At 33.4% G+C, this 25,344-nt stretch carries 24 protein-coding genes, 1 tRNA gene and 2 pseudogenes; 13 read left to right on the forward strand and 14 right to left on the reverse strand.

Annotated elements, in window-relative coordinates; genetic code table 11:
* The first annotated feature begins 5 nt into the window (after positions 1–5).
* The 3 genes from BMZ76_RS07900 to BMZ76_RS07910 all read left to right on the forward strand — a co-directional run bounded on the left by BMZ76_RS07900 (position 6) and on the right by BMZ76_RS07910 (position 2,734).
* On the forward strand, positions 6–770 hold the full coding sequence (locus BMZ76_RS07900; RefSeq protein ID WP_091204666.1) for a formylglycine-generating enzyme family protein: 765 nt from the start codon (positions 6–8) through the stop codon (positions 768–770).
* 84 nt (positions 771–854) lie between these two features.
* Positions 855–1,469 carry an SCO family protein gene (locus BMZ76_RS07905; RefSeq protein WP_091204727.1) on the forward strand — a complete coding sequence of 205 codons (615 nt, stop codon included), beginning with the start codon at positions 855–857 and terminating at the stop codon, positions 1,467–1,469.
* Between the two features lie 2 nt (positions 1,470–1,471).
* A complete protein-coding gene (locus BMZ76_RS07910) occupies positions 1,472–2,734 on the forward strand; it encodes an alginate export family protein (RefSeq protein ID WP_091204667.1) in 1,263 nt (420 codons plus the stop codon).
* Positions 2,735–3,238: 504 nt separating this feature from the next.
* Here the strand turns inward: BMZ76_RS07910 and BMZ76_RS07915 are convergent.
* Together BMZ76_RS07915 and ggt are read right to left on the reverse strand one after the other, a co-directional pair.
* A complete protein-coding gene (locus tag BMZ76_RS07915) occupies positions 3,239–4,330 on the reverse strand; it encodes an alpha/beta fold hydrolase (protein ID WP_091204668.1) in 1,092 nt (363 codons plus the stop codon).
* Positions 4,331–4,462: 132 nt separating this feature from the next.
* Positions 4,463–6,145, reverse strand: a complete 1,683-nt coding sequence (gene ggt / locus BMZ76_RS07920) for a gamma-glutamyltransferase (RefSeq protein ID WP_091204669.1) — start codon at positions 6,143–6,145, stop codon at positions 4,463–4,465.
* A 165-nt stretch (positions 6,146–6,310) separates the two neighbouring features.
* Here ggt and BMZ76_RS07925 point away from each other — a divergent pair.
* Positions 6,311–7,294 (forward strand): annotated as a pseudogene (locus tag BMZ76_RS07925) (IS30 family transposase).
* A gap of 21 nt (positions 7,295–7,315) precedes the next feature.
* Here BMZ76_RS07925 and BMZ76_RS07930 read toward each other — a convergent pair.
* The 7 genes and pseudogenes from BMZ76_RS07930 to BMZ76_RS07960 all read right to left on the reverse strand — a co-directional run bounded on the left by BMZ76_RS07930 (position 7,316) and on the right by BMZ76_RS07960 (position 10,963).
* Entirely contained in the window at positions 7,316–7,615 is a 300-nt protein-coding gene (locus BMZ76_RS07930) for an Arm DNA-binding domain-containing protein (protein ID WP_091204670.1), read from the reverse strand.
* 273 nt (positions 7,616–7,888) lie between these two features.
* Positions 7,889–7,969, reverse strand: a tRNA-Tyr gene (locus BMZ76_RS07935).
* Between the two features lie 174 nt (positions 7,970–8,143).
* Positions 8,144–8,530: pseudogene (locus tag BMZ76_RS07940) on the reverse strand (TlpA family protein disulfide reductase); the annotation flags it as partial.
* Between the two features lie 18 nt (positions 8,531–8,548).
* Complete coding sequence (locus BMZ76_RS07945) at positions 8,549–9,304, reverse strand: DUF4369 domain-containing protein (RefSeq protein ID WP_091204672.1); 756 nt, start codon at positions 9,302–9,304, stop codon at positions 8,549–8,551.
* A 373-nt stretch (positions 9,305–9,677) separates the two neighbouring features.
* On the reverse strand, positions 9,678–9,926 hold the full coding sequence (locus tag BMZ76_RS07950; protein WP_091204673.1) for a hypothetical protein: 249 nt from the start codon (positions 9,924–9,926) through the stop codon (positions 9,678–9,680).
* Between the two features lie 177 nt (positions 9,927–10,103).
* The gene (locus tag BMZ76_RS07955; RefSeq protein WP_091204674.1) at positions 10,104–10,544 is read right to left on the reverse strand and encodes a KTSC domain-containing protein; all 441 of its coding nucleotides are present in this window, start codon (positions 10,542–10,544) and stop codon (positions 10,104–10,106) included.
* A 173-nt stretch (positions 10,545–10,717) separates the two neighbouring features.
* On the reverse strand, positions 10,718–10,963 hold the full coding sequence (locus BMZ76_RS07960) for a hypothetical protein (protein ID WP_091204675.1): 246 nt from the start codon (positions 10,961–10,963) through the stop codon (positions 10,718–10,720).
* A 90-nt stretch (positions 10,964–11,053) separates the two neighbouring features.
* Here BMZ76_RS07960 and BMZ76_RS07965 point away from each other — a divergent pair, with 90 nt between their 5' ends.
* The gene (locus tag BMZ76_RS07965; RefSeq protein ID WP_091204676.1) at positions 11,054–11,599 is read left to right on the forward strand and encodes a hypothetical protein; all 546 of its coding nucleotides are present in this window, start codon (positions 11,054–11,056) and stop codon (positions 11,597–11,599) included.
* Between the two features lie 63 nt (positions 11,600–11,662).
* On the opposite strand, the gene BMZ76_RS07970 is transcribed toward BMZ76_RS07965, so the two are convergent.
* Together BMZ76_RS07970 and BMZ76_RS07975 are read right to left on the reverse strand one after the other, a co-directional pair.
* Entirely contained in the window at positions 11,663–12,058 is a 396-nt protein-coding gene (locus tag BMZ76_RS07970; protein ID WP_091204677.1) for a response regulator, read from the reverse strand.
* A complete protein-coding gene (locus BMZ76_RS07975) occupies positions 12,055–14,898 on the reverse strand; it encodes a PAS domain S-box protein (protein ID WP_091204678.1) in 2,844 nt (947 codons plus the stop codon). The genes BMZ76_RS07970 and BMZ76_RS07975 overlap by 4 nt, the downstream gene beginning before the upstream one ends.
* Positions 14,899–15,255: 357 nt before the next feature.
* Here BMZ76_RS07975 and BMZ76_RS15890 point away from each other — a divergent pair, with 357 nt between their 5' ends.
* The 6 genes from BMZ76_RS15890 to BMZ76_RS08005 all read left to right on the forward strand — a co-directional run bounded on the left by BMZ76_RS15890 (position 15,256) and on the right by BMZ76_RS08005 (position 19,829).
* Complete coding sequence (locus BMZ76_RS15890) at positions 15,256–15,405, forward strand: hypothetical protein (protein ID WP_091204679.1); 150 nt, start codon at positions 15,256–15,258, stop codon at positions 15,403–15,405.
* A gap of 15 nt (positions 15,406–15,420) precedes the next feature.
* A complete protein-coding gene (locus tag BMZ76_RS07985; protein ID WP_091204680.1) occupies positions 15,421–15,642 on the forward strand; it encodes a hypothetical protein in 222 nt (73 codons plus the stop codon).
* Between the two features lie 17 nt (positions 15,643–15,659).
* The gene (locus tag BMZ76_RS07990; protein WP_091204681.1) at positions 15,660–16,043 is read left to right on the forward strand and encodes a YchJ family protein; all 384 of its coding nucleotides are present in this window, start codon (positions 15,660–15,662) and stop codon (positions 16,041–16,043) included.
* 106 nt (positions 16,044–16,149) lie between these two features.
* On the forward strand, positions 16,150–17,268 hold the full coding sequence (locus BMZ76_RS07995; protein WP_091204682.1) for a vWA domain-containing protein: 1,119 nt from the start codon (positions 16,150–16,152) through the stop codon (positions 17,266–17,268).
* A gap of 107 nt (positions 17,269–17,375) precedes the next feature.
* Positions 17,376–18,833 carry an AAA family ATPase gene (locus BMZ76_RS08000; protein ID WP_091204683.1) on the forward strand — a complete coding sequence of 486 codons (1,458 nt, stop codon included), beginning with the start codon at positions 17,376–17,378 and terminating at the stop codon, positions 18,831–18,833.
* 402 nt (positions 18,834–19,235) lie between these two features.
* Positions 19,236–19,829: a 2OG-Fe(II) oxygenase gene (locus BMZ76_RS08005; RefSeq protein ID WP_091204684.1), complete on the forward strand. Its 594-nt coding sequence runs from the start codon at positions 19,236–19,238 to the stop codon at positions 19,827–19,829.
* Between the two features lie 21 nt (positions 19,830–19,850).
* Here the strand turns inward: BMZ76_RS08005 and BMZ76_RS08010 are convergent, their stop codons facing one another.
* Entirely contained in the window at positions 19,851–20,846 is a 996-nt protein-coding gene (locus BMZ76_RS08010; RefSeq protein WP_091204685.1) for a metal-dependent hydrolase, read from the reverse strand.
* Positions 20,847–21,183: 337 nt separating this feature from the next.
* On the opposite strand from BMZ76_RS08010, the gene BMZ76_RS08015 reads away from it, so the two are divergent.
* Together BMZ76_RS08015 and BMZ76_RS08020 are read left to right on the forward strand one after the other, a co-directional pair.
* A complete protein-coding gene (locus BMZ76_RS08015; RefSeq protein WP_091204686.1) occupies positions 21,184–22,083 on the forward strand; it encodes an MBL fold metallo-hydrolase in 900 nt (299 codons plus the stop codon).
* A 151-nt stretch (positions 22,084–22,234) separates the two neighbouring features.
* Entirely contained in the window at positions 22,235–23,095 is an 861-nt protein-coding gene (locus BMZ76_RS08020) for a DMT family transporter (RefSeq protein WP_091204687.1), read from the forward strand.
* Between the two features lie 125 nt (positions 23,096–23,220).
* Here BMZ76_RS08020 and BMZ76_RS08025 read toward each other — a convergent pair whose 3' ends face one another.
* Together BMZ76_RS08025 and BMZ76_RS08030 are read right to left on the reverse strand one after the other, a co-directional pair.
* Positions 23,221–24,372, reverse strand: a complete 1,152-nt coding sequence (locus tag BMZ76_RS08025; protein WP_091204688.1) for a saccharopine dehydrogenase family protein — start codon at positions 24,370–24,372, stop codon at positions 23,221–23,223.
* Positions 24,373–24,765: 393 nt separating this feature from the next.
* A complete protein-coding gene (locus BMZ76_RS08030) occupies positions 24,766–25,248 on the reverse strand; it encodes a hypothetical protein (protein ID WP_091204689.1) in 483 nt (160 codons plus the stop codon).
* Between the last annotated feature and the right edge of the window lie 96 nt (positions 25,249–25,344).

Below are 25,344 nucleotides of genomic sequence, written 5' to 3' on the forward strand. Positions count from 1 at the left end.
TAAATATGAAAAAATTTTTGCCACTATTTTTGTTTCTTATTACAGCATCGCTATGGTCTCAAGTTGTTAAAATGGCTTCTATTGAAAGAGGGACTTTTGTCCCTCTTTATGGAGCTACAAGTAAAAAGCCAGTGCAAGTTGAAGCTTTTAGCCTTGACATTTATCCGGTGACCAATGCCCAGTTTTTGGAATTTTTAAAGAAATATCCAGAAAACAGCCGCTCAAGAATGAAAGGTATTTTTGCCGATAAAAGTTATTTGTCGCATTGGGAAAGTGATTTTAATTATGGCTCTGCCAATTTAAGTACTGCTCCGGTAACGAATATTTCTTGGTTTACAGCCAAAAAATATTGTGAGTGTCAAGGAAAACGATTACCGACTATGGATGAATGGGAATATGTTGCCATGGCCGATGAGAAACGAATTGACGCACGTACCAAAGAAAACTTTAATAATTACATTTTGTCTTGGTATGAAAAGCCAAAAACCTATGCAAATCCTGTAGGTCGTACTTTCAAAAATTATTGGGGCGTTTATGATATGCATGGATTAGTTTGGGAGTGGACAGCCGATTTCAACAGTGTTTTTCTTTCTGGGGAATCCAGAAAAGATAAGGATACGGACCGGAATCTATTTTGCGGAAGCGGTTCTGTCAACGCAACAGATTTAATGAATTATGCTGCTTTTATGCGTTATGCTTTCAGAGGAAGTCTTAAAGCACGATTTACTACTAAAAACCTCGGTTTTCGATGTGCGAAAGATAAAAAGTAGCGCTCAATATCAACTTAAATGACAACAGAAATGAAATCAAATAGTCATAACCCCAGCTTATCAGAACAGGCAAATCTTTCAAAAATGAAAATTAAAAAAAATACTTGTAAAACGCTTTTTTTAGGATTGGTTTTAATTCTTTTATCACTTCAATCCTGTGTAAATAAATCAAAAGTAGAAACAATAGACAAACCTATTTCGGATTTATCCATTTATAATCTTCCTTCAAAATGGACCAATGAAGAAGGTGAAAATCTAGAAATGAAAGATTTGAAAGGAAAAGTGCTGGTTATGGTAATGATTTACACTTCTTGTAAGTCTGCTTGCCCAAGATTAGTGGCTGACATGCGTAACATTGAACAAAGATTGCCGAATAACCTAAAGGATAATGTGACATTGGTTTTAGTGAGTATCGATCCAGCTGTAGATACGCCCAAACGTTTGAAAGCATTTGCCATTGAAAATAAAATGGACGGCCCACAATGGGTTTTCTTACGCTCATCAGAAGAAAACACAAGAGAATTTGCAGCAGTTTTAGCTGTGAATTATAAAAAAGTAGCACCATTGGAATTCTCCCATTCCAATATCATAACTGTATTTAATGCTGACGGGGAATTAGCCTATCAACAAGAAGGTTTAGGTGTCAATTCAGACCAAACCATTCAAAAGATTACTGAGGAAGCTCAAAAAATAAATTAAACATGAAACTATTTAAAATAATTGGTTTGTCATTTTTAGGAATGGTAAGCATGGGAACTTATGCCCAAGAGTTGGATGTAAATCTGCAACTGAGACCGCGTTATGAATACCGAAACGGTTTTAAAAGCATGATGCCAAACGGTGAAAATGCAACGTCATTTGTATCGCAACGTTCCCGATTAAATTTTAATTACAAGCAAGAAAAATTAAAAGCCAAATTGACTTTTCAGAATATTCGTACCTGGGGTGATGTGGCAACAACAACACTGGTTGATAAAAACGGAATTGCTTTATTTGAAGCTTGGGCGCAATATGATTTTGATACCAAATGGAGTGCACGTTTAGGCCGCCAAGTGATTTCGTATGACAATCAGCGTATTTTTGGAGAAATCGATTGGGCGCAACAAGGACAAAGTCATGATGCTGCTGTAATTACGTTTCATCCTAAGAATCATCAATTGGATTTAGGTTTTGCTTTGAATGCCAATGCAGAAAATTTATTGGAGCCGAAAATCGCTTACACGACGAACTACAAAAACTTGCAATATGCATGGTATCATACCCAGTTTAGCAAATTAAATTTGAGTTTGCTGCTGTTAAATACCGGATATGAATTTGAAAAATCCATTGGCAATTTAGAAATAGTTTACAAACAAACGTTTGGCACTTACTTTTCTTTTAAGGAAAAAAAATGGGATACTAATTTTGGGGCTTACGGACAAACTGGAAAAAGCGCCGATAAAAAGGTGAACGCCTGGTATGCAGGAGCGTTCCTTGGTTATGCGGTCACCAATACATTCAAAGCGGGATTAGGATATGAATATCTTTCGGGTAAAAACCAAAACGATAACAGTTCCGACATAAAATCGTTTAACCCAATTTTTGGAACCAATCATGGTTTTAATGGTTTCATGGATTATTTTTATGTAGGAAATCATCAAAATAGTGTGGGATTGCAAGATGCCTATTTAAAGTTAAACTACACGTCTAATAACTGGCAGTTTACGTTGATGCCACATGTTTTTAGTGCGCCGAATTCTGTTTTGGATGCTACCAATAATGAGATGGACAGCTATTTAGGAACAGAACTCGATTTTACTGCCAGTTACACGATTCAGAAAGATATTGTTGCTTCAATGGGATATTCTCAAATGTTTGGTTCTGGAACTTTAGAAAGATTAAAAAATGTTACTGATGCTGGAAATACCAATAATTGGGCTTGGGTAATGGTCTCATTTAGTCCTAGATTATTTAGTTTAAAATAGATTGGGTTTAGGTATTCGATGATTAAATTCTGTGTTGGTTACACAGATGAGTTTGGAAGTACGTTATTAGTTCGAAATGAGGCTGTGCTGATTAGTACAGCCTTTATTTTTTTAAAATGAGATAAAGTCCAAAATAATATAGATAATACAAGATGAAAAATCATTTTTGAACCGTATTCTTAAATTTAGATGAAAACACAAAATATGTTTTCAGTTCAAGATGCGTTTTCGATACTAAATATTGTCGACCAAAATTTAAAGAAGTAGAATGTACATTGCTTCAGGCCCGAAATTACATTTTGTCAAATGCGCTTTCTTTAGCTATTACTATGCTGACATCCAGACAATCAGTTATAAACGGTTTTGCTTTTCGTTTGCACGTGATGCTTTGGAATATAAAATTATCGGGGAACTTTAAGCAGAGTATATTTGACATGAATTGTAAACTAAAAATCTACCCTGATAAGTATAGATTTCTTGAAAACAATATTATAAGCTTGAACGTCACTTAATTTCAGGTTGAGATTTTTCAAGTAATTCTTTAAGATATTTACCCCATATTTTTGGATTTGAATGTGTGCCATGGCCAGTGGTTTTATCTGTTATAGGTAATAAGATATATTTTCCGTTTTTAACGTTTTTAATTTCTTTTTCCATCAATCCGAGTTCAGGAGGATTTACTTGATCATCGGCAGAATTTACAGCAATTAAAGAGGCTTTAATTTTTGATAAGTAAGGCTGCGGATTGTAATCTCTTGAGGAATCAAAAGCATAAATCAGATCATTAGCGTCTAATGTTGATGAGTATCGGGCTAAAGTATTTTCCATCATTACTTCTGCTTTCTCTCTGGTTGGGGCTGCAATTTGCCATTGTAACGGACTGCTCACCATAAACATCAGAGATAATATAGCTCCAGTCATTCCTTGTCGTGGTTGTTGAATATAATTTCCCCCTTTCCACTCAGGATCCAGTTCGATTAATTTAATCGCCATTTTTCTTTGAATGCGGTTTCTGCCGGCTATTTCTGCCGGCAAGCTTGCCAAAGGCATTAATGCATCCATAAAATCAGGGTAGGTGTAACCCCAAACCCAAGTGTGCATTCCGCCCATTGATGTTCCCATTACCAATCGAAGATGGTCTATTTTTAAATGTTCAGTCAGTAACCTGTAGTTTGCCAAAACCATATCGTCATAATTGTATTTAGGAAATGCCATCTTTAAGCCATTGCTTGGTTTACTCGATTTTCCGTGTCCAATATCATCTGTTAAAACAATAAAATACTTTGTGGCGTCTAACAATTGACCTTTTCCAAATAAATTGCCTCCAAACTGTTTGCTTAAAAAAACGCTTCCGCTTCCCGTGGTGCCATGCATAATTAAAATAGCATTGTTAATTTGACCTTTCTTATTTTTTGTTGGTCTTCCAATGGTTGTGTAATGTAGTTTTAGTTGGTCTAAATATTCTCCACTTTTAAAAGCAAAATTATTTATTATATAATCTCCAACAGTCGGTGCTGGGAAATCTGTCTGTGCAGTAACACATTGGACAGATAAAATATAAAATAAAATGAAAGAACATGCGTTTTTGATTAACATTTCATTAAAATTTAAATTAATAATTTTGGGAGTAAGATCAGGTTAAATTCTATAACTTATCTTTTCATTTCACTGAGACAATTCGAACATTGAAAAGTTCTATTAGATATAATATTGTTAAAAAAATAGAAATTAATATCCTGCGGCCGCACCATCTTTTCTGCTTTCTGAGGCTCCAAAATACACTTTCCTTATTGCGTCATACATAATTGCCTGATAACCTCCATAATAACCTCCAAAGCCAACTTTATGTCCCTTTTGGATCAATTTTTTTATTTCTTCAAAATCAAAACCACTTTCAATTAGGATTTCGCCTTTGCCTATTGACAGTTCACCCGTATAATCAGTTGAACCAATGTGTTCAAACCTTGGTGCATCTCCTGCTTCCTGTAAATTCATACCAAAATCAATCAGGTTCATCAGTACCTGAACATGACCTTGAGGTTGAAAATCGCCTCCCATTACACCAAAACTCATAAATGGTTGTCCATCTTTAGTAACAAAACCCGGAATAATAGTATGAAAAGGTCTTTTCTGAGGGGCATACGAATTTGGCGTTCCTTCAACCAAATTGAAGCATTCGCCTCGATCCTGCAGCATAAACCCTAATTTTGGCGGAACCATTCCAGATCCCATGCCTCTATAATTACTTTGAATCAAAGAAACCATATTTCCTTCTTTATCGGCAACAGTTAAATAAACTGTACCGCCATTGCTTTCTTTTCCAGCTTTAAAAGTACCTGCACGGTCTGGATTAATTAAAGCCCTTCTTTCAGTTGCGTATTCTTCAGACAACAAATCATTTACAGAAACTTTCATGAAATCTGGGTCAGCATAATATTTAGCCCGGTCTTCAAAAACAAGTTTTTTTGCTTCGTTTACAATGTGCAAATGTTGAGCGCTACCAAAGAGTATTTTACTAAAATCATAACCTTCTATAATATTAAGCATTTGCAAAGTAGCCATTCCTTGTCCGTTAGGTGGTAATTCCCATACATCATAACCCCTGTAATTTGTTGCTATAGGTTCAATCCAATCCGAATGGTGTGTTGCAAAATCTTCGTAAGCTAAAAATCCGCCCTGAGCTTGAATAAATTTAGCTGATTCTTTGGCAATATCTCCCTTATAAAAAGCATCTCTTCCTCCTTTGGCAATTTTTTTATAGGTATTAGCTAAAAATTGGTTTTTAATAATATCTCCTTTTTGAGGTAATTTGCCATCTACAGTATAGGTTTCCTTTATATTAGGATACTGTTTCATGTATTTATTTATCGTGACTTGCAGATAATAGGCAATTAATTCTGTAGTTGGGAAACCTTCTTCAGCATATTTTATACTTGGATTTAAGATTTCCTGCATAGGTAGTTTACCAAATTTATTATGCAATTCGAACCAACCATCAACACAACCTGGAACCGATACTGGTAGGGGACCACTAGGTGGAATATGTGTAATATTATTTTTAGTGAAGTAATCTAAAGTTAGTGCCTTTGGAGATCGTCCGCTGGCATTCAAGCCATAGAGTTTTTTTGTTTTTGCATCCCACACTATCGCAAAAAGATCACCACCAATGCCGCTACCTGTTGGTTCCATCAAACCTAATGCGGCATTTACAGCTATTGCGGCATCCACTGCTGTACCTCCTTTTTTTAAAATATCGATTCCTATTTGTGTTGCTAAGGGCTGACTGGATGCTACCATTCCGTGTTGCCCAATAACCTCGGATCTTGAAGCAAAATTTCTGCCCGTTAACCGGTCTTGAGCAAATATAAATGTTGTTGACATCAGCAACAAAAAGAGGAATCGATTTTTCATTTGTGTATGATTTTTAATTACTTTGATTCAATTAATAAATGCAACATTTGGAAGTTGCGGTGTGGTTAAATTTTTTCAGAAAAGAGAAAAGAAAATTAATTCTTTTCCCCTTTTGCTGAATGGTAAATTTAGCCTTACTTGCTCCTCGACCAAAAATTGCAATTCATGAGCCAAATTTCACAAGAGCAAAGATACATAATAGAAACATTGTTGAATGAAAATTATTCAAAACCCGAAATAGCCGAACGATTAAAAAAAGATGTTTCCACAATTTATAGAGAAATCAAGAGGAATTGCGATAAGCGAAATAACAGGTACAGAGCGGTTTTAGCCCACCGCCGCTGCGAAGAAAAGCATTCCGGTAAAAATAAGAATACTCGATTTACCTCTGAAGTTAAGGATTTTGTTGAGCATTGGGTTAAACAATAATATAGTCCAGAGCAAATAGTGGGAATAGCAAAAGAGCAAGCACTCAATTGTGTATCTCATGAACGAATTTATCAATACACTTGGAAAGATAAAAAACAAGGGGGTGACTTACATCTTTGGTTACGTTCTCAAGGAAAGGTTTATAGAAAAAGAGGTGCGTCAAAAGATAAGCGAGGTCAGATAATCGGTCTGGTAGATATCGACCAAAGACGCAAAAGCGTAGAAGAAAGAAAGACAATTGGTAATTTAGAAATAGACTTAATGATTGGAACTGGGGGTGAAGGAGATTTGTTGACAATCAACGACAGGGCAACAGGAGTATCTAAAATACGAATATTAAAATCAAAAGAAGCGACAGAAGTAATTCAGGCAATAATAGATACACTTCAAGATTGGACGCCGTTTTTAAAGACAATTACATCCGACAACTGAAAGGAATTCGCACAACATCAAAAGGTGTCTGAAATATTAGAAGTTGATTATTATTTCGCAAAACCATATCATAGTTGGGAAAGAGGTTCAAATGAAAACATGAACGGATTAATAAGACAGTATTTCCCGAAAGGGACGAATTTTGAAAACATAACAGACATTCAAGTACAGAATGCAGAAGATAAATTAAATAACAGACCTAGAAAAAAAAGGTTTGGATATAAAAATCCAAACGAAGTATTTATACATTCATTAAATAAAAATGGTCAAGTTGCATTTATGACTTGAATGAGCCTTTTTATATAATCCTTAAATTATCGATTGTACGTTTTGGAGAGATACATCTTCGTCCTTCTGAATTAAGTCCATTTCGGCACTTAAAACCTTTGATCTAATCATGTCGAGATAACTATTTATTGAACGGGCTTCTTCCGTGTTCCCTTTCATTTCCGCTAGCTCCGGTGACCATTTCGCTTTGTCTATGAATTTTTTAGAAATAAATTCCGTTCGTTCGCCATTAATGGTTAACCGAACATAAATAGGCAAACTGCCTTTAACATTCATTTTTGTGCTTTTTGCATAAAAATGTAAAGTGATTTTTGTTTTCACAGTGGTGACCTTTTAATTATTATTCAATTTAAATTACTGAGCAATAACAAACAAGATGTACATCTTTTGAACTGCATAATCAACAGGCTGGAGGTAGAGTGTCTGCGAGCCTTAAGAAAATTAAGCAAGACCCTAGATTTGAATTTTTTCTAGGGTCTCGATTTTACCTCTTAAGATTTAAGATTGAATAAATATTTTGAAGTTGTCAAAAAAACAAAAACCCAGTAAATCATAAGATTTACTGGGTTTTGAGATTGATTGTATTCTCAATCGTGGGGAGAGCAGGATTCGAACCTGCGAAGTTTGCACAGCAGATTTACAGTCTGCCCTCGTTGGCCGCTTGAGTATCTCCCCAAGACTCAACAAGCATTGCTTATTGCGCTAACTGGGTGCAAATATAAAAACTGTTTTGATGTTTCCAAACTAAATTTGCACTTAATTTCAGTATTATTTTTAATACATTGGTATTGAATAAAATAAAAAAATCTCCACTGGGGAGATTTTTTTTATTTGTATCAAAGAAGCTGTTTATTGAGCTAAAAGTTCTAAAATTTTAGCTCTAAGGGCATCTCCTCGTAAATCTTTTGCGACTACATTTCCTGATGCATCAAGTATAAAAGTTGCTGGAATAGACTCCACTTTATATTGTGCTGCGATAGGCTCATCCCAAAATTTTAAATTTGAAACCTGATTCCAAGTTAATTTATCTTTTGCTATAGCGTCTTTCCAAGCTTTGGCATCTTTATCTAAAGACACACCAATAATGTTAAGACCTTTGCTGTGTAATTCTTTGTAAAGAGCGACAACATTTGGATTTTCTTGACGACATGGTCCACACCAAGATGCCCAAAAATCGACTATAGTTACTTTTCCTAAACTTTCTTTGAGAGAAATAATTTTCCCTTCTGGATTAGGACCTGAAAAATCTGCTCTTCATTTAGCTTCTCCAACAGGAGCAGCTCCTACAGCAGCAGGCGCTTTCATTTCAGCTAGTTTAGTTTTGATAGCAATTCCTGGTTTTGTTTTTTTTAATGATTCTTCTAAATTATTGTACAACTTTTCAGATTTTGCTACATCAGCTGTTGGATCGTTCAGCATACCTTGGATAATCAAAGCAGTAATAAATGATTTAGGATGCGTTTCAGCATAAGCAACATATTTTGCTTTCGAAGCTACACCAACTTCTTCTTGAATTTTAGAAAATTCTTTCATCAATCCATTGATTACAACAGTATCTTTGGCTTGTTGAGCGGCATTCATAGCCTGCATGTTTTTGTTTTGGAAATCCATAAGTTTCTTTTGAACTTTAGTGATTTCTTTATTGAAATTTACATACTCGTCGTTATTATAAGTACCTGAAACTTTAGATTTTTGAATGCTATCTTTATCAATGGCAATAGTTACTTCACCATTTTCTAGTATTAAAGGTATTTTAGCTTGCGCTCCTTCTAATTGAATGGTGTAGAAAGCAGGCTCCGTAATAGTTCCTTTCATTTCAAATTTACCGTTTTGAACTTTTACAGTATCTTTTGGTAACATCATTCCGGTTGCATCTTGTGTTTCCAAGATAATAGTTTTACCATTATCAATTCCTGTTGCAGTTCCTGTAATGAGGTATTCGTCTTTGCCAACTTTGCTACAAGAAATTAAAACTACAGCTGCTGAAAGTAATAAAATTATTTTTTTCATTATTAATTAGTTAATTAAGTTAAGACTGCAAAAGTATTTAAAAAATATAAAATACAAATAATTTTAGAACCTAAATTTTTGTTATAATTTGGTATTAATTGTGTATTATTTTAAGAATAGAGCAATACTAATTCCGTTCACTATTTATGGCTTTAGATTGCAATGGTAATTAAATCATCTTAAAGGAGTTAAGATGTTTTTTCCTCGGACAAAGAAAAAAAATTTAAAAAAAAGACTCGGAATCAATTACAATAAAATACAATTACATTTTTAGTGATATAAAATCAGAATACCATTATTGCGCGTCAGCCGACTTGTGTATTTTATAATTTAGTGTAGCTGCCGTTGTTTAAACTGAAAATTAACTAACGTATTATAACATGAGTTCTGTTTCATCAACAGTTTCTGAGCCGTATTTAATAATGGCGGATTCAGCATGTTCCATTTCATTTTCTGTAATCTTGATATTTAAGTTTACAGTTCTTAATTCTTTATGAAGAGTAGAACAAGATGGGTTTGAATGCAGATTAAGATCAATTTGGTCTCTTTGTTTTTCCAGCATATCAAGTGTTTCTTTCGCTTTTTTATATTGTGATTGGTACAGCTTGCAAAAGTCTTTCATAGTAAGTAAGGTAAGTTGGTGTAATTTTGAGTGGCTAAATTACTAAAAACAAGTTTATTACACAACAGGGTTTGTCAAAGGAACTGATTTAACCTTTTTTGAATAATAGATCATACCCACTTAAACAAAAAAAGCATCCTTAAGTAGGATGCTTGTATATTTTATACTTGAAAATAATTAATCTTGATTGATCGTTTTTCTCCAAGTAAATGAATTCAAAATATGTCTTTTTGCAAATCTTCCAGGAGAATCTGCGTTTACCATTTTGACATAAGTTGCTTTAGGAACACTGATGTATTCATAAACACTACCATTCGAAAAATTGATAATTAATCTTCCTTCAACAAATTTATAATCTGTGATTGTTGATGTAGAAATGGTTTCAGTATATTCTGGTAAGTTTGCTTTTGTAGTCTCAGGATTGATACTTACCAAAAAGTGGTATGCTTCAATAATTTTTTTACTATTTTCTTCTGCAGCTTTCAATCCAGCTTCGTCACCTGAAAATTTATCAGGATGTGATTCTTTCATCGCATTACGATAAATCGTTTTCAAATCTTTTAGCTCTGCAGTTTTATCTACATTTAGCAGTTTGCGGTATTCAACTATTTTTTTCATAAATAAGGTAACTACTTGTCTTTTATTATAAAATCAATATAATTTGATTTTTAAATCGACAAATTTTTTGCAAAGGTACACTTTTTTTTATTTTTTTTTATTTACACCAATAAATTTTCAAAAAAAGTACTTTTTAGTACTCCAATTAAAATAATTTTAAAGCTGAAGATTAACTATTGTTGCGGCTTATTATTTGCTTTATCAAAGTTTTTAGATTTTTTTTGATATTTGTTGTAACTAATATCACTAGGATTTTCAATGATTGATTTTATAGTAATGTAATCTCCAACAGCATGTTTTTGTGCCATTTTATAATCTAAAAGATATTCTCCACAAAAAAAGTTGTTATTTTCATCTTTTTCCATAATTCCGGTGTAAACACCTTTTTGTAACATTCTTTCTTCAGAAGCTTTGGTCATAATCCGTTTATTTTAATAATTCTAGAGGGCAAAGTTAATCAAATATAGTTTGTCTTGCTACGATTTAAGCTTTCTGATTACCTTTGCCTAATGGAAAAAATTTTTCGACCAAACCTTAATTCCTTTAAAAATACTTTCTGTACATTTGATGAAGTGTCAATGGATGCTGTAAACGGATTAAAAATTCAGTTCGACAGCAAATCGGGGAGCAAGTATTATTACACTAAATCAGGAATGTATCGTTTGTCCAATCATTGGGGTCGATTGGCTAACAGCAAATGGCGTTTAAAACCTTTAGAACCTGAAACCATTTCCAAAATTAAATTGGGTTATGCCGCTTGGGAAAATTTTTACCCAGATAATGCTGTTGAAGAACTCTATTATTTAGAAGCAAATCACCAAAAGAAAACGGTCAATTATCAGCATAAGAATAATCCAGATTACGATAAAAAAGCGGTATTAAGAACCAGCTTTGAAACTACTAAACGCATCAAGCAGATTCGGAATTTATTCAATCTTACTTCCTGGGCCAAGTATTTTGAGTATTACGATATTGATCTTTTAAGACAAAAAATTATCAATGAACTAATCTTTACCAATAAAAGTTTGGAGGAAATAAAAAAAGAATTTCTGTAAAACCATTTACAAAATGATTTTTCTCCACCTTAAAATTTCTTTTGAATGTTAATTTTTCTGTATTTAATCGTTCGATGCAATTAATACTAAATCATTAACTGTAACCGGTTTAGATAAATAACCTAAAATGTTTTCATAAGACTTTGATTTGCTTTTGTCTTCAACTGCAATAGATGAACTTACGATGTAAACGACAATTTCTTTAGGAAATTTAGGTTTTATTAATCCCATTTCTTCCATGAATTCCCAACCATCCATTAATGGCATATTGATATCCAGTAAAATTATATCCGGAAGATTGGCATTATTTTCTAAAGCATTATACAAATCATCAATAGCTTCTTTTCCATTTTTAAAAGAGGAAATTACAGAAAACATTTCAGATCGTTGAATTATTTTATTTACGATAATTTGGTAAATTGCATCATCGTCCACTATCCAGATTGCTTTTTTTGTCATTGAATGTAGATTTTAAATGTAGTTCCAATATTAAGTTCACTTTCTACAGTAATTGTACCTCCCATAGCATCAACTTGATTTTTTGTAATGAACAATCCTATTCCTTTTGAATCTGAATTGTTAGTGAACGTTTTGTACATGCCGAAAATTTTGTTGGCATTTCTAACAAGATCAATTCCTATTCCATTATCGGAAATTTGAAGAACATTTATCTCATTTTCTTTTACAAAATTAATTTTTATAATTGGTTTTCGACAGGGATGTCTGTAACGAATGGAATTTGAAATAATATTATAAAGGATGCTTTCCAGATAAGCCGGATTATAATTTATCATTGTATCCGTTGGAATTTCTGTTAAAATGGTGACTTCATTGGATGAGATTTGTTCCGAAAGTACATTTTTTACTGTATTGATGTACTGTTTTAAATATAAAGGTTCCGATACTAAACCAATATTTGTTCTAATGTTAATCACTTCGTTCAAGTGAAGCATAGTTTCGTTAAGCGAGCTAGAGACTGTTTTTAAAAGCTCCATCATTTGTTCCCTTTCCTCTTCAGATTCTGAGGATTCAATCAAAGCAACTATTGAAGCAATATTGCTAGTATGTGATCTTAAGTTGTGAGAAACGATATAGGAAAAATTTAGCAATCTTTTATTTTGTTCCGTAACAAGAGTAAAGGATGTATTTAAATCTTTTTCAGCTTCTTTTGTTTTAGTAATATCAATCATAATGCCTCGCAATCTTACTGCTTCACCATTTTCAATGACAACATTTACGATGTCACGCAGCCAAATTAAATCCCCATTTTTGGCTACCATTCTATACTCAAAATCATGGTCTGCCTTGTCATTTATTTGTTTAGTGCAATAATCCTGAACCCATTCACTATCTTCTGAGTAGATATGGTCACGCCAAAAAGTAGGGCTTTTGAGCCATTCCTCCGGGGTATAACCTAATATGTTTTCAACTTTCTGACTAATGAAATTAAAAGAAAAATCAGTAGCATCGCATTCCCAAACAATTCCGTCAATGGTATTGATCAGCGATTTAATTCTTTGTTGGGAATCTAGAATTATTTTTTCAGAGTATTTACGATCAGTAATATCTTCTGTGGAAACAATGATTCGTTCCAATGTTTTTTCATAACCACGAATAACATTCCATCTTAAGTTAATGTCCCGTAATTTGCCTTCTGCATCTTTTATTACGGTGTCCAAAATAAATTGTTTGTTATCTTGAGTAATTGAGATCAAATTTTTTATGAAATCTTCTCTGGACCTCATATTAAATAATTCTCTTTTAGTACTAATTAATTCCTCTAATGTGGAAACTTTATAAAGCAATAAGTTAGCTCTGTTAGCACTGATAACTTTAATTAAGGAATGACATTTATCAACAACTGCCGGATTATTGTTGAAATATTTTGTTACCTTTTCTTTGGTTTCCCCAAACAAATTTAATTCCTCCAGATATCTTTTAACATCTAAAAAATCCTCTTCTCTAAGAGGTAATGGCGAGTCCTCAAATAAGCTTTTGAATCGAATTTCACTTTTTTTGATCAATTCTTCAGCTTCCTTTTTTAAGGTAATATCTTCAATAATTGAAATTGCGCTAATTTGTTTTTTGTTTTTATCTACTATTGGCGTAACATTCAAATTTACCCAAATAATTTTTCCTTGCTTTGTATAATATCTTTTTTCCATGGAATATTCATTGATTATTCCATTTTCTAGTTTATTCACATTTGTTACACCTTTTTTAAGATCATCAGGATGAGTTATGGTTTGAAAATTTTTTTGTTTCATTTCATTTTGAGTGTAGCCTAAAAGTTCACAAAATTTATTATTTACTTCCAAAAAATTCCCTGTTGCAATATTAATATTAGCGATACCAACTGCTGCTTGATCAAAAATAATTTTAAATTTTATTTCAGAATTCAATAATTTAGTGGCTTGTGCAGTTACTAAAGATTGTAATTCCTCCGGAATTTTCAAAAGTGTATAAATTAAAACGCCAAAAAGTGCCGCAAGAATAATTCCAATAATTCCAGGAATTAAAATCTGTGAATAAAGATAGTTTTCGTTTTTTGATATTAAATATAATTTCCAGTCGCCATCCGGTATGTCTGTACAAATATTATAATTTTCTGAAAAATCAGTTTTGTTGGGCAAATAGAAAATTTCCTTTTGTTTCTCAGCATTATATTTTGAAAACTGGAAAAAATATTTTGAATCATCCACGTTTTTAATTCCAGAAGCTTTTAAAAAAGTTTCTAATTTAATGACAACTGCGGAGAATCCCCAAAATTTATTATTTTGAAAAACGGGAAACCGACCTACAATTCCAACTCCGCCTTGTTTTAATTCAAAAGGACCTGCAAAATACATCTTTTTTTTTGCGACTGATTTTAAGGCTTCTTTTTTAAGACTTGGGGTAGTTAAAATATTTAAATTTAAAGCCGCTTCATTTCCTTTTAGCGGATAAACATATTTTATTATTCCATCAGGGACTAATTGAACAGCGCTAATATTGGCATTTGATTCCATTAATTTTTCACTCACGTAATCAAAATTTTCAGGAATGCCTTTATCGTTGATAGTCAGCGCCAGCGTTAAAGTGGTCGTGTAACAGTTTTTAAGGGCTTGTTCGATATTTTGATGAACAACAAGTAATATATTATTCATCTCGCGTTCCTGATCTTCTTTTATCAGCTTATATTGCTGTGAGACTATGAATGCTGCTACATAACTTAAAAATAAAAATGTTATGAAGCCTGTTGTTTTTGGCCTTTCTAAGAACCATCTGATGAATTTTGGGTATTTTTTTTCACACTTCATGTATTGTATTGGTAGGTTTTGTAGACAATTTGGTTTAGAAAATAAAGATATAAAAAAAAATGTATGAGCACTCTAATTTATTAAATATCGTTATATTCTTAGTTATTTGCTTCTAAAATGCTTTTTTGTAATTCAGTAAACAGAATAAATGGTTTTAAACCTATCATTTGTAGTATTAGCGATTTGATTTTAAATAATTTTTTAAATCATTCAATGATATACCTTCCAAATTGTTGATGCGATTTACCAGCAAAAAGAAAGTACCAAACTAAAAAAAAATTTAATTTCAATAATAAAACCGAACTTTGCAGTAGTTTTTGAGTCAAATACTTGATTTGATAATTTAAAAGTATAGATATGAGCAGAAATAACGAAAGAAATATTAAAAAGCACAACGATAAATTGCATAAAGCGCAAGACAAAGCAAAACAAGCCGTACTGTCACGTAAGGAAAAACTTAAACAAATTACAAAAAAGTTCAATGAAGATAAGGCTTCAGAAGAATAATATAAAAATCGTATGATGGAAAAAAATAAATTTAATCAAGTGAAAAATGGAGTTCAGCAAATAATTGATTTTGTTGCCGAAAAAAACGCCAAAGAAGCCAACAATAAATTAGATGAACTTTTAGATTTTGCTGATGAAGATGAAGATTTAATCGAAGTAAGCCGCTTTCAAGTATTGTTAAATCAGTTGCATCAAAAAATAGTTGGGCTTAATGGACAGGCAACTGGCTCAATTTAAAATTTTTAATAATTAACATGATCGAAAATAAATGTTACTGCGGTTCCGATAAAAATTTCCAGAATTGTTGTGAACCAATTATAAAAGGAGTTCAAAAAGCGCCTACAGCTAAATTATTGATGCGTTCTAGATATTCCGCTTATGTGACACATCAAGCCGATTATTTGTTGGCAACAACCCATATTTTGGAAAGAAAACAATATTCGAAATCCGAAATTTTATGTTGGGCAACCAGCAACAAATGGCTTCAATTGGAGATTATAAAGTCCACTGAAAATACGGTGGAATTCAAAGCCTATTTCTTAGACAGCAAACTTCAAAAACAGATTCATCACGAACTTTCTACTTTCAAATTCGAAAATGGAAGTTGGTTTTATTTGGATGGACAATTTTTTAATTAGCTTATCTTCCCAATAAAATCCAACTTCATAGTGTCTGAATGTTTTTAACTAAAAATTAATAAACGTTTGTATTCAGTATATTTTTATTGATGTAATTTTATTGTCTATGAAAAATGATACTAAAAAAGGATTTTATTTCAAGCAATACGAAGCGCCTTTTCAATCTCCGTTTGATAAACTCTTTGGTATTTTCAAAGAATTAATCACACATACTTCGGGAGATTTTGATGAAGCAATCGACTGGTTGCGGGAATTAGACAAAGAATATAAACTCACAGATGAACACTACACCATCGATGATTTTATTGAAGATTTAAAGAAAAAAGGGTATATCCGTGATGAACTTAAAGAAGATGGAACTTCGGGAATCGGTATTACCGCCAAAACGGAACGCGCCATCCGGCAGCAAGCTTTAGACAACATTTTTGGTAATTTAAAACGCTCCGGAAGCGGGAATCATAAAACGAAACATTCCGGAAATGGGGACGAACATACCGGAGAATTTCGGGAGTTTCATTTTGGTGACGGACTCGAACGAATCTCGCTGACTGAAAGCTTGCGTAACGCCCAAATCAATAATGGAGTAGCTGATTTTATGTTAACCGAAAATGATTTGGTAGTCGAAGAAACGCAATATAAATCTCAGATGAGCACCGTTTTGATGATTGACATTAGTCACAGTATGATATTGTATGGAGAAGACCGAATCACTCCAGCCAAGAAAGTGGCGATGGCTCTTGCTGAATTGATTACGACACGTTATCCAAAAGACACTTTAGATATTTTAGTTTTTGGAAATGATGCCTGGACTATTGCAATTCGGGATTTACCGTATTTAAAGGTGGGACCTTATCACACGAATACAGTTGCCGGTTTACAGCTAGCCATGGATATTTTGCGTCGAAAACGAAACACCAACAAGCAAATTTTCATGATTACCGATGGAAAACCAAGTTGTGTCCGCGAAAAAGACGGTTCCTATTATATGAACAGTAACGGGCTCGACGAATACATTGTGGATAAATGCTATAATCAGGCGCAGCAAGCCCGAAAATTACACATTCCAATCACCACTTTTATGATTGCCAATGATCCATATTTGCAAAAATTTGTAAATAAGTTCACAGAATCAAATCAAGGAAAAGCCTTTTACACCGGATTGCAAGGTTTAGGTGAAATGATTTTTGAAGATTATGAAACAAATCGAAAGAAGAGAATAAAATAGTAGTCAGTTTACAGTTTCAGTGGTCAGTTCGCGCGCAGTCTAGATTAATAGCAATTTTAATAACAATTAAGCTCAACTGCAATATCAATATCAATAAAAAATAATAAATGAATACTATAAAAACACTCGGAGAATTAAAAAAATCAGGTTACGAAAGTAAAAGCATTAAAGATGAATTGCGATCCAACTTAAGAGAAAAAATCAAATCTGGAAAACCAACCTTTGAAGGCGTTCACGGTTTTGAAAATACCGTAATTCCAGAACTAGAACGCGCTATTTTATCGCGTCATAACATCAATTTATTAGGTCTTCGTGGCCAAGCCAAAACCAGATTAGCACGCAAAATGATCGAATTGTTGGATGAATACATTCCGTTTGTATCGGGTTCCGAAATTAATGATGATCCTTTACAACCAATTTCGCGTTTTGCCAAAGACATCATAGAGCTCAAAGGCGATGAAACTCCAATTTCTTGGCTGCATAGAAGTGACCGTTTTTTCGAAAAATTAGCAACACCTGATGTGACAGTTGCAGATTTGATTGGAGATGTCGATCCAATAAAAGCGGCAAATTTAAAATTGTCCTATGCGGATGATCGTGTGATACATTTTGGGATGATTCCAAGAGCAAATCGTTGTATTTTTGTTATCAACGAATTACCTGATTTACAGGCGAGAATCCAAGTAGCGCTATTTAATATTTTACAGGAAGGAGATATTCAAATTCGTGGTTTCAAGTTGCGAATGCCACTCGATATGCAATTTGTGTTTACGGCAAATCCGGAAGATTACACGAATCGTGGAAGTATTGTAACACCATTAAAAGATAGAATTGGTTCCCAAATATTGACGCATTATCCGGAAACTATTAAAATTGCCAGAACCATTACAGAGCAGGAAGCGAAACTTGATGTAACGCAAAATGATATGGTTTACGTGCCTTCATTGGCAAGGGATTTATTGGAACAAATCAGTTTTGAAGCAAGAGAAAGCGAATATATTGATAACAAAAGTGGCGTGAGTGCCAGATTAAGTATTACTGCTTTCGAAAACTTACTAAGTACAGCAGAAAGAAGAGCACTTAAATCCGGTGCTGATAAAACAACGTTGCGTTTATCTGACTTTATGGGAATTATTCCTGCCATTACTGGAAAAGTGGAATTGGTTTACGAAGGAGAGCAGGAGGGAGCTGCCGCTGTAGCGCAACATTTATTGGGAGATGCGATTCATACTTTTTTCCCTGCATATTTTCCAAAAATTGAAAAATTAGAGAAAGAAGGCGTCAAAAATGCGTACACGGATATCATTGAATGGTTTTTTGCCGAAAGCGGTTTTGAATTATTAGACGATGCTTCCGATGAAGAATACGAAAGGATTTTGGGAAGTATTGTCCCGCTTGAAATTTTAATCAAGAAATACCAACCGCAACTGGAAAAAGAAGATAAATTTTTCATGAAGGAATTTATACTTTGGGGATTGGTGGAATACAAGAAACTGAGTAAAGACCGCTTCTCCGAAGGCTATCAGTTTAAAGATATTTACGGTAGTTTTATCAGTAAATTATAAAGAACAGACTTTTTTTTTTACGGTACGAGTCATTTAAGGAATCAACATTTTGTAATTTCTTAAATGACTTTTATGTTTTTTTTTGCGACTGGTATTCAATGATTTAAGATTGATTTGCAATACCTAAAAAGTCTAAAAACTTCACGCAGAAAAATTATTTAATGTACATTGATGGTTTGATTTGCATACCAAGATGTAAGCATGTAAGTCATCTAAGCAATTTACTAATTTGTAGTTTCTTAAATGACTTATATTTTTAAAAATGAAATTGTAATTTTATTTTTTTCTTGCAAAAGTTATTAGTTTACCATTTAATTTTTTATTTATTTCAGAATAAGTCTTTGACGATTTTTATTAGTCTACCTTGCCCCGTTGGCGGTATTTTCAGTCAATGCGAAAGTCATGGAAAATAACTTTGAGGATTTAATTGCCTCCTACATTGAAAATAAAGTTGGAATATCTGAACATTTTTTGAGTACTGATTTGGCCCATAATCTCAGACAAAATTTGATTGTTTTGAAGCAAAAAAGCTTGTTGATGCAAGCTGGAATTGGTAATTCTGAGAAAGTTTCTTATGATGGTGCGATACGAAGCGATTCTATTTATTGGTTGGATAAAAAACACAACAATGCATTTGAAAATGAATTCTTTGCCCAAATAGAAGCCTTTATTGTTTATTTAAATCAAAGTTGTTATGCTGGAATTACGGGATATGAATTTCACTATTCGTTGTATGAATCGGGTGACTTTTATTTAAAGCATTTGGATCAATTCAAAAATAATCCCAGCCGAAAATATTCAATGATTAGTTATCTGAATAACAATTGGAAAGAAAGTGATGGTGGCGAATTACTAATTCATCAATTGGATAACAATCAAAAAATTGCGCCTACTCAAGGTAAAACTGTTTTCTTTAAAAGTGACGAATTGGTTCATGAAGTTTTGGTTACCCAAAATACCAGAATGAGCATTACGGGTTGGTTGAAGAGTGACTGATATTTATAAAAAAAAACACACTTAGTTTCCCTTTATCCGTGTAACTATTTTTTGAAGTAATCGCTTCCCGTCTCTTTTACTTTTTGGGACTTCTACTGCTGTCATTTCTGCATTGCTTGCAATAAATTGATAGCTGAAAGCAAATTGAGGGTTTTTTGGGTGATCATTTAACAGTCCAAAACGCAAATCATTAAAGTATAAAGATCCCTTTTTTTGAGAAATGATATACCAGCCTTCACTGGCTTTCTTCAGTTTTTCAAAATCCGAATTTCCTTTTAATTGCGATTCTAAAATTTTGTTTTTGCTGTAAGTAGTAAACGAAATGGATTGCGTATCAAAAAGAGAGTAGTCGCCTAATATGTAATTATTCGCAGTTGCGACGTTAGCATTCCATAAAATTAGGTTGAAAGCGGTAGGTTTTACAATAATTTCAGAATACTGAATTCCTTGTTTTGTTAATGCTTTTTCAAATTGGCTTAAGGCATATACTTTTATAAAACAAGACAAAAGGAGATAAGCACTACTGATAAATAATCCTAAGACTATGTATTTTTTACGAAGTATGATGTCTTTTGTTTTCCAGACCATAATCAATGCAATAATAAGTGGAATGGTGTACAGTGGATCAATTACGAAAATGGTTTTTAGCGCAAACCGATCGTCTAAAGGCCATAAAATTTGCGTGCCCCAAGAAGTGAACATATCCAGTAGCACATGGGTAAACAAACACCAAAAAGCCATAACAGTTGCCTGAGCAAAGTTGATTTTATCTCTTTCTATTTTTGAAATAATCCAACCCAAAACAGGGGATAAAAACAAAAAAAGAAAAAGAGAATGACTGATGCCACGATGAATCAGGATGGCATCGACAGGATTTAAAAAGAGTCCCACTACAACATCTAAATCAGGAATTGTGCCTAAAATCGCACCGTATAAAACCGTTTTGTTTTTGATTTTTTTGCCCGCACATACTTCAGCTATGGCAATTCCTAAAGCGATTTGAGTAAAAGAATCCATCCTGCAAAAGTAGCTGAAATCAGGAGATATGTTGATGGCTCCGTAATAAATGTTTCCAATGAATTACACTTTTTTTAGTGTAATTGAAAAAGAGTAATTCGAAAAAGAAATAGATTTGTAAAGGTGAAAATTTTTAGATAATTTTTAATATTTTGGAATTTAATAGTTGTTTATGTATCCATTAAAACAGATTAATCGGATGGTTCTACAACGCGTGTTTTTTTGGTCCAGAAAAAAACAAGAGTATTTTGAATGTTTTTTTTTAAAATCCATATTAATCAAAAGAGATTTTAAAATAAATATGCACTACCTTGTCCAATCATAAATAAACCGAGCCATGTATAAAATTCATACTATTGATTTACACTTTCAATCCGAAAAACATTCTATTGGTGCTTTTTTAATTGAAACTGCAAAAGGGCCGATACTTATCGAAACCGGACCGGAATCTACTTGGGAGTATCTTGATAAAGGAATCCAAAAGATAGGGTATGAAATCAAAGATATTCAGCATGTATTCTTGACGCACATTCATTTTGATCATGCCGGAGCAGCTTGGAAATTGGCACAAAATGGCGCTAAAATATACGTACACCCCATTGGAATTCCACATTTAGCTAATCCAGAGAAATTATGGAATTCAGCCAAAATGATTTATACAGACAAGATGGAGCTTCTTTGGGGAAAAATGGAATCTATTCCGGAGCAACAATTGATTGGGGTAACGGACGGTGATGTTGTAGACCTGGGAGATGTTCAAATAAAAGTATGGTATACACCGGGTCATGCTGTGCATCATAATGCTTATCAAATTGACGATGTGATATTTACTGGGGATGTGGCTGGAGTAAAAATAGGAGATGGTCCTGTTGTACCTCCCTGTCCTCCGCCGGATATTAATATTGAATTATGGAAACAATCCCTCAAAAAACTAAAAGATTTAAAGCCCAGAGCCTTATATTTAACACATTTTGATTTGCAAAAAAATCCGGATGAATTATTGTCAGGCTTAGAAATAGTTCTGGATGATTGGGTTAGTTTTATCAAACCTTTCTATGACAATCAAACTCCGCCAGAAAGTATAGTTCCCCAATTTATGGAATATACCAGAAAGCAGTTTTTGGACAAAGGACTGAATGCGGAAGAAATTCAAACCTATGAGTTTGCTAATCCAAGCTGGATGTCTGTAAATGGTTTATTGCGGTATTGGAAACTCAAAGAACAGGGAAGGATTTAAGATTGATACAATTTTGATGTCTTTTGTTTTCCTTTTTATTACTAAAACCGTATTGGTCCTATTTTTTTTATTGAAATATTGCTTTTGATACTTTTATAAAAGAGCAGTAGGAAAGACAATAAATGGTAATTTAGCCATTTAAAAATTCGCTATGCTATTTCTGATTTTAAGTATTATTTGCAGTGTAACCGTGGGAGTGTTGTTTAAATTTGCGCGCAGATACTCCATAAATCCGATTCAAATTGTCGCCTGGAATTATGTATTTGCGCTAATTCTTTGTTATTTTTTCTTCAGTCCCGATTTAACTAATTTAGGAACTTCGGCACCTTGGGCAATCTATATTCCTATTGGAATTTTGCTGCCTTCTATTTTTCTTTTCTTGGCAGCTTCGATAAAACAGGTAGGAATTGTAAAAACCGATGCAGCTCAAAGACTTTCGCTGTTTATACCTATTTTGGCTGCATGGTTGCTATTTAAAGAAGATTTCAATATTTTAAAAATTACAGCACTTTTGATAGGTTTTCCTGCGTTGCTGCTAATTCTCTCTAAACCTTCCGAAAAAACGGAAAATAAATGGATTTATCCTGCGGTTGTTTTACTCGGCTTTGGAATTATTGACATCCTTTTCAAGCAAATCGCTCTGTATACAAGTCTGCCTTATACTACGTCATTATTTGTGGTATTTGGAATTGCGTTATTAATCATGATTGGAGCGGTAGTGTATAATGTGATTGTGACTAAAACACCGTTGAAGTTTAAAAATATTATTTTTGGAGGTTTGGTAGGTATTTTCAATTTTGGAAACATACTTTTTTATCTAAAAGCGCATAAAGCTTTCGCTGAAAATCCATCTACAGTTTTTGCAGGTATGAACATGGGCGTGATTGTAATAGGAAGCCTTGTAGGGATTTTTGTTTTTAAAGAAAAACTAACAAAAATGAATTATGCAGGTTTGTTTCTGGCTTTGATTGCGATTGTTTTAATCGTGTTATCACAGACCGTTAAAATATAGTAATCTGTTGATTGTAATTCAAGTTTTCTGTTAACACATAGAAACAAAGTTTTTATGTGTTGCTATTGAGGAGTTTCACTTTATTAAAGAAAACCATCGATATGTTGTTCCAAGTATTTGGTTTTTTATTTATTTAATACTTTACCGTAAACTGGCACCATGTAATTCCCATTTAAAAACGGAATTGGATCAATTTGACTTTGAAGTATAACTCCGCTCAATGATGATTCAAGCAAAAGTTGCGCTGCCTGAACTAAAGGTGCTGCTGTGGTTATTTGTATCGCTCTTAACTGATGTTTCCCTACTATTTGCGGAACAATGCGCTTTGCAATTTCTCTTCTGCGTAAAACTCCCGTTGCATCTTTGCCTTCCACAGCTGCATATAAAATGATTTGGTCGTCTTTAACATGTGGAATCATGGCTTCCATTTTTTCTTGTAAACTTTTGATAGCATCTGACGTATTCTCCAGATTATCCAATTGTTCTTGTAGCCAGGCATAATGTCCAGGATGTCGTAAGGTTTTGTAGTCGAGTGAACGTACCTTTCCCGACAAGGCATCCGGCAAATCAGCAGCACCACCCGAAGTTAGATTCTCTTCATACATGATTCCATCAATAATGATTGTGGCTCTTTCAGATAATGGTGACAGATTCGTTTTTTTATAATCCCGAAGCACGATAGTATCTTTTATATATTCAGTAGCCACTCCAATAGGGCTCCAAGTAAAACCATAATAATGTGGAGCAACGGCATGATTGGTCAGCGCTCCAACTTTAAATTCCAGTTTGTCTACTTTATCAACCTCAAAGTCTGAACAAAATTGTTGAAATAGTCCATTGGCGAGTAAATCAACATACCCAGGTGCTAAACCGGTTTGAAGTATAAAACCAGTTTCGGCGTCTTTTGCTAGAGCTATTATTTCTTCGGTTTCTGCAACGTATTCTGTAAGGTTTGCATAATGTAAATTATAATCTTTGGCAAATTGTGCTATCCTGGGTGCTTGGCTACCCGGTAAACAGTCGAGAATGATGTCTCCTTGACGTAAGATTTTCTTCATTTCGTCCGTTAGGCCTTTTTCAGCAAGATGAAAGTCGTGGACAGATCCTGATTTTGTTGTTCCTTCTTGAATCCAACGCGCTACTTTTTTTGCTTTTAAATGCATTCTGTCACCTATAAAGAGAGTAGGAGGAACTTCGCCCCATTCCAGCAGTAAAAGACCAACAGCTTCTGCGATTCCACCGGCTCCTGCAATAATAATAGTATAATGCTTTTTCATATTTTAAAGATACCATTTTTTATTGGTAAAGCATTTGAGTTGTGTGGTAAATTGGTTGTGATCAAATGTAGATTCTCTGTCAAGGATAGCAACGGAAAGCCCGCAAAGGAGGAGGTCCTTTTATTAAACAAACCCTAAAACAGCGACTACAGGAAGCTCGTTTTAGGGTTCGTTTTAAGGAATGATACCTGCGGACTTGCAGTGGATAGCCTGCCCGGACAGCATACTTTAAGTGTAATTAAAGCATTACGAAAATATATTTCAATTAATTGATAGTCAGTTAAAAACAAATAAATTTAAATGTGTTCATAAACTGCTATTTTTGAAAAACTTTTAAAGAATACACTTTTTGATTAATATTAAAAACAGCAGCACTGGATTCTAAAACGTTCATTATTCAGCCACACACTCAACAGCTGTGAACTTAAACTTTACACTTTCAAAGTCTATCGGTGAGCCTTTTACAAAATAAGTGGCTCCCAAAGTGGTTTGCATTTTTCCATTTCCTAAAATAAGTTGTTCCCCTTTCTTTAGAAATGCCATCGGATTTTTAAATGTTATTTTTTTGTTATCACCCTGAATAAAGGTGTAGCTAACAAATAACGTATCTCCACTGAATTCTCCTGCAATTTTTCCAACCTTTTGGGGTGTGTTAAAAAATTTCATCATCATATCACCAGTTATTTTTCCGTTTTTTAAAGTGTTCATTTTTAAATCTATAGTATCTTTTTCATACAAAGCTTTATAGCATTGGACACTTATCGGTTTTTCAACTGGGATTTGTTTAGAATTAACGACTTGCTCGTTTTCATTTTTTTTACAACTTTGGAATCCTATACTGGCAAACAGTAAACAAAAAAGAAGGGGAGTTTTCATGATACTAAATATTTAATTATTAACTATTGCTAATTTAGTCAAAAAAATCTTATTATATTTAAAATACTATTAAATATTGATTGTCAATGTTTTAAA

Origin of the sequence: Flavobacterium xueshanense (assembly GCF_900112975.1) — a bacterium.
GTDB classification, from domain to species: domain Bacteria; phylum Bacteroidota; class Bacteroidia; order Flavobacteriales; family Flavobacteriaceae; genus Flavobacterium; species Flavobacterium xueshanense.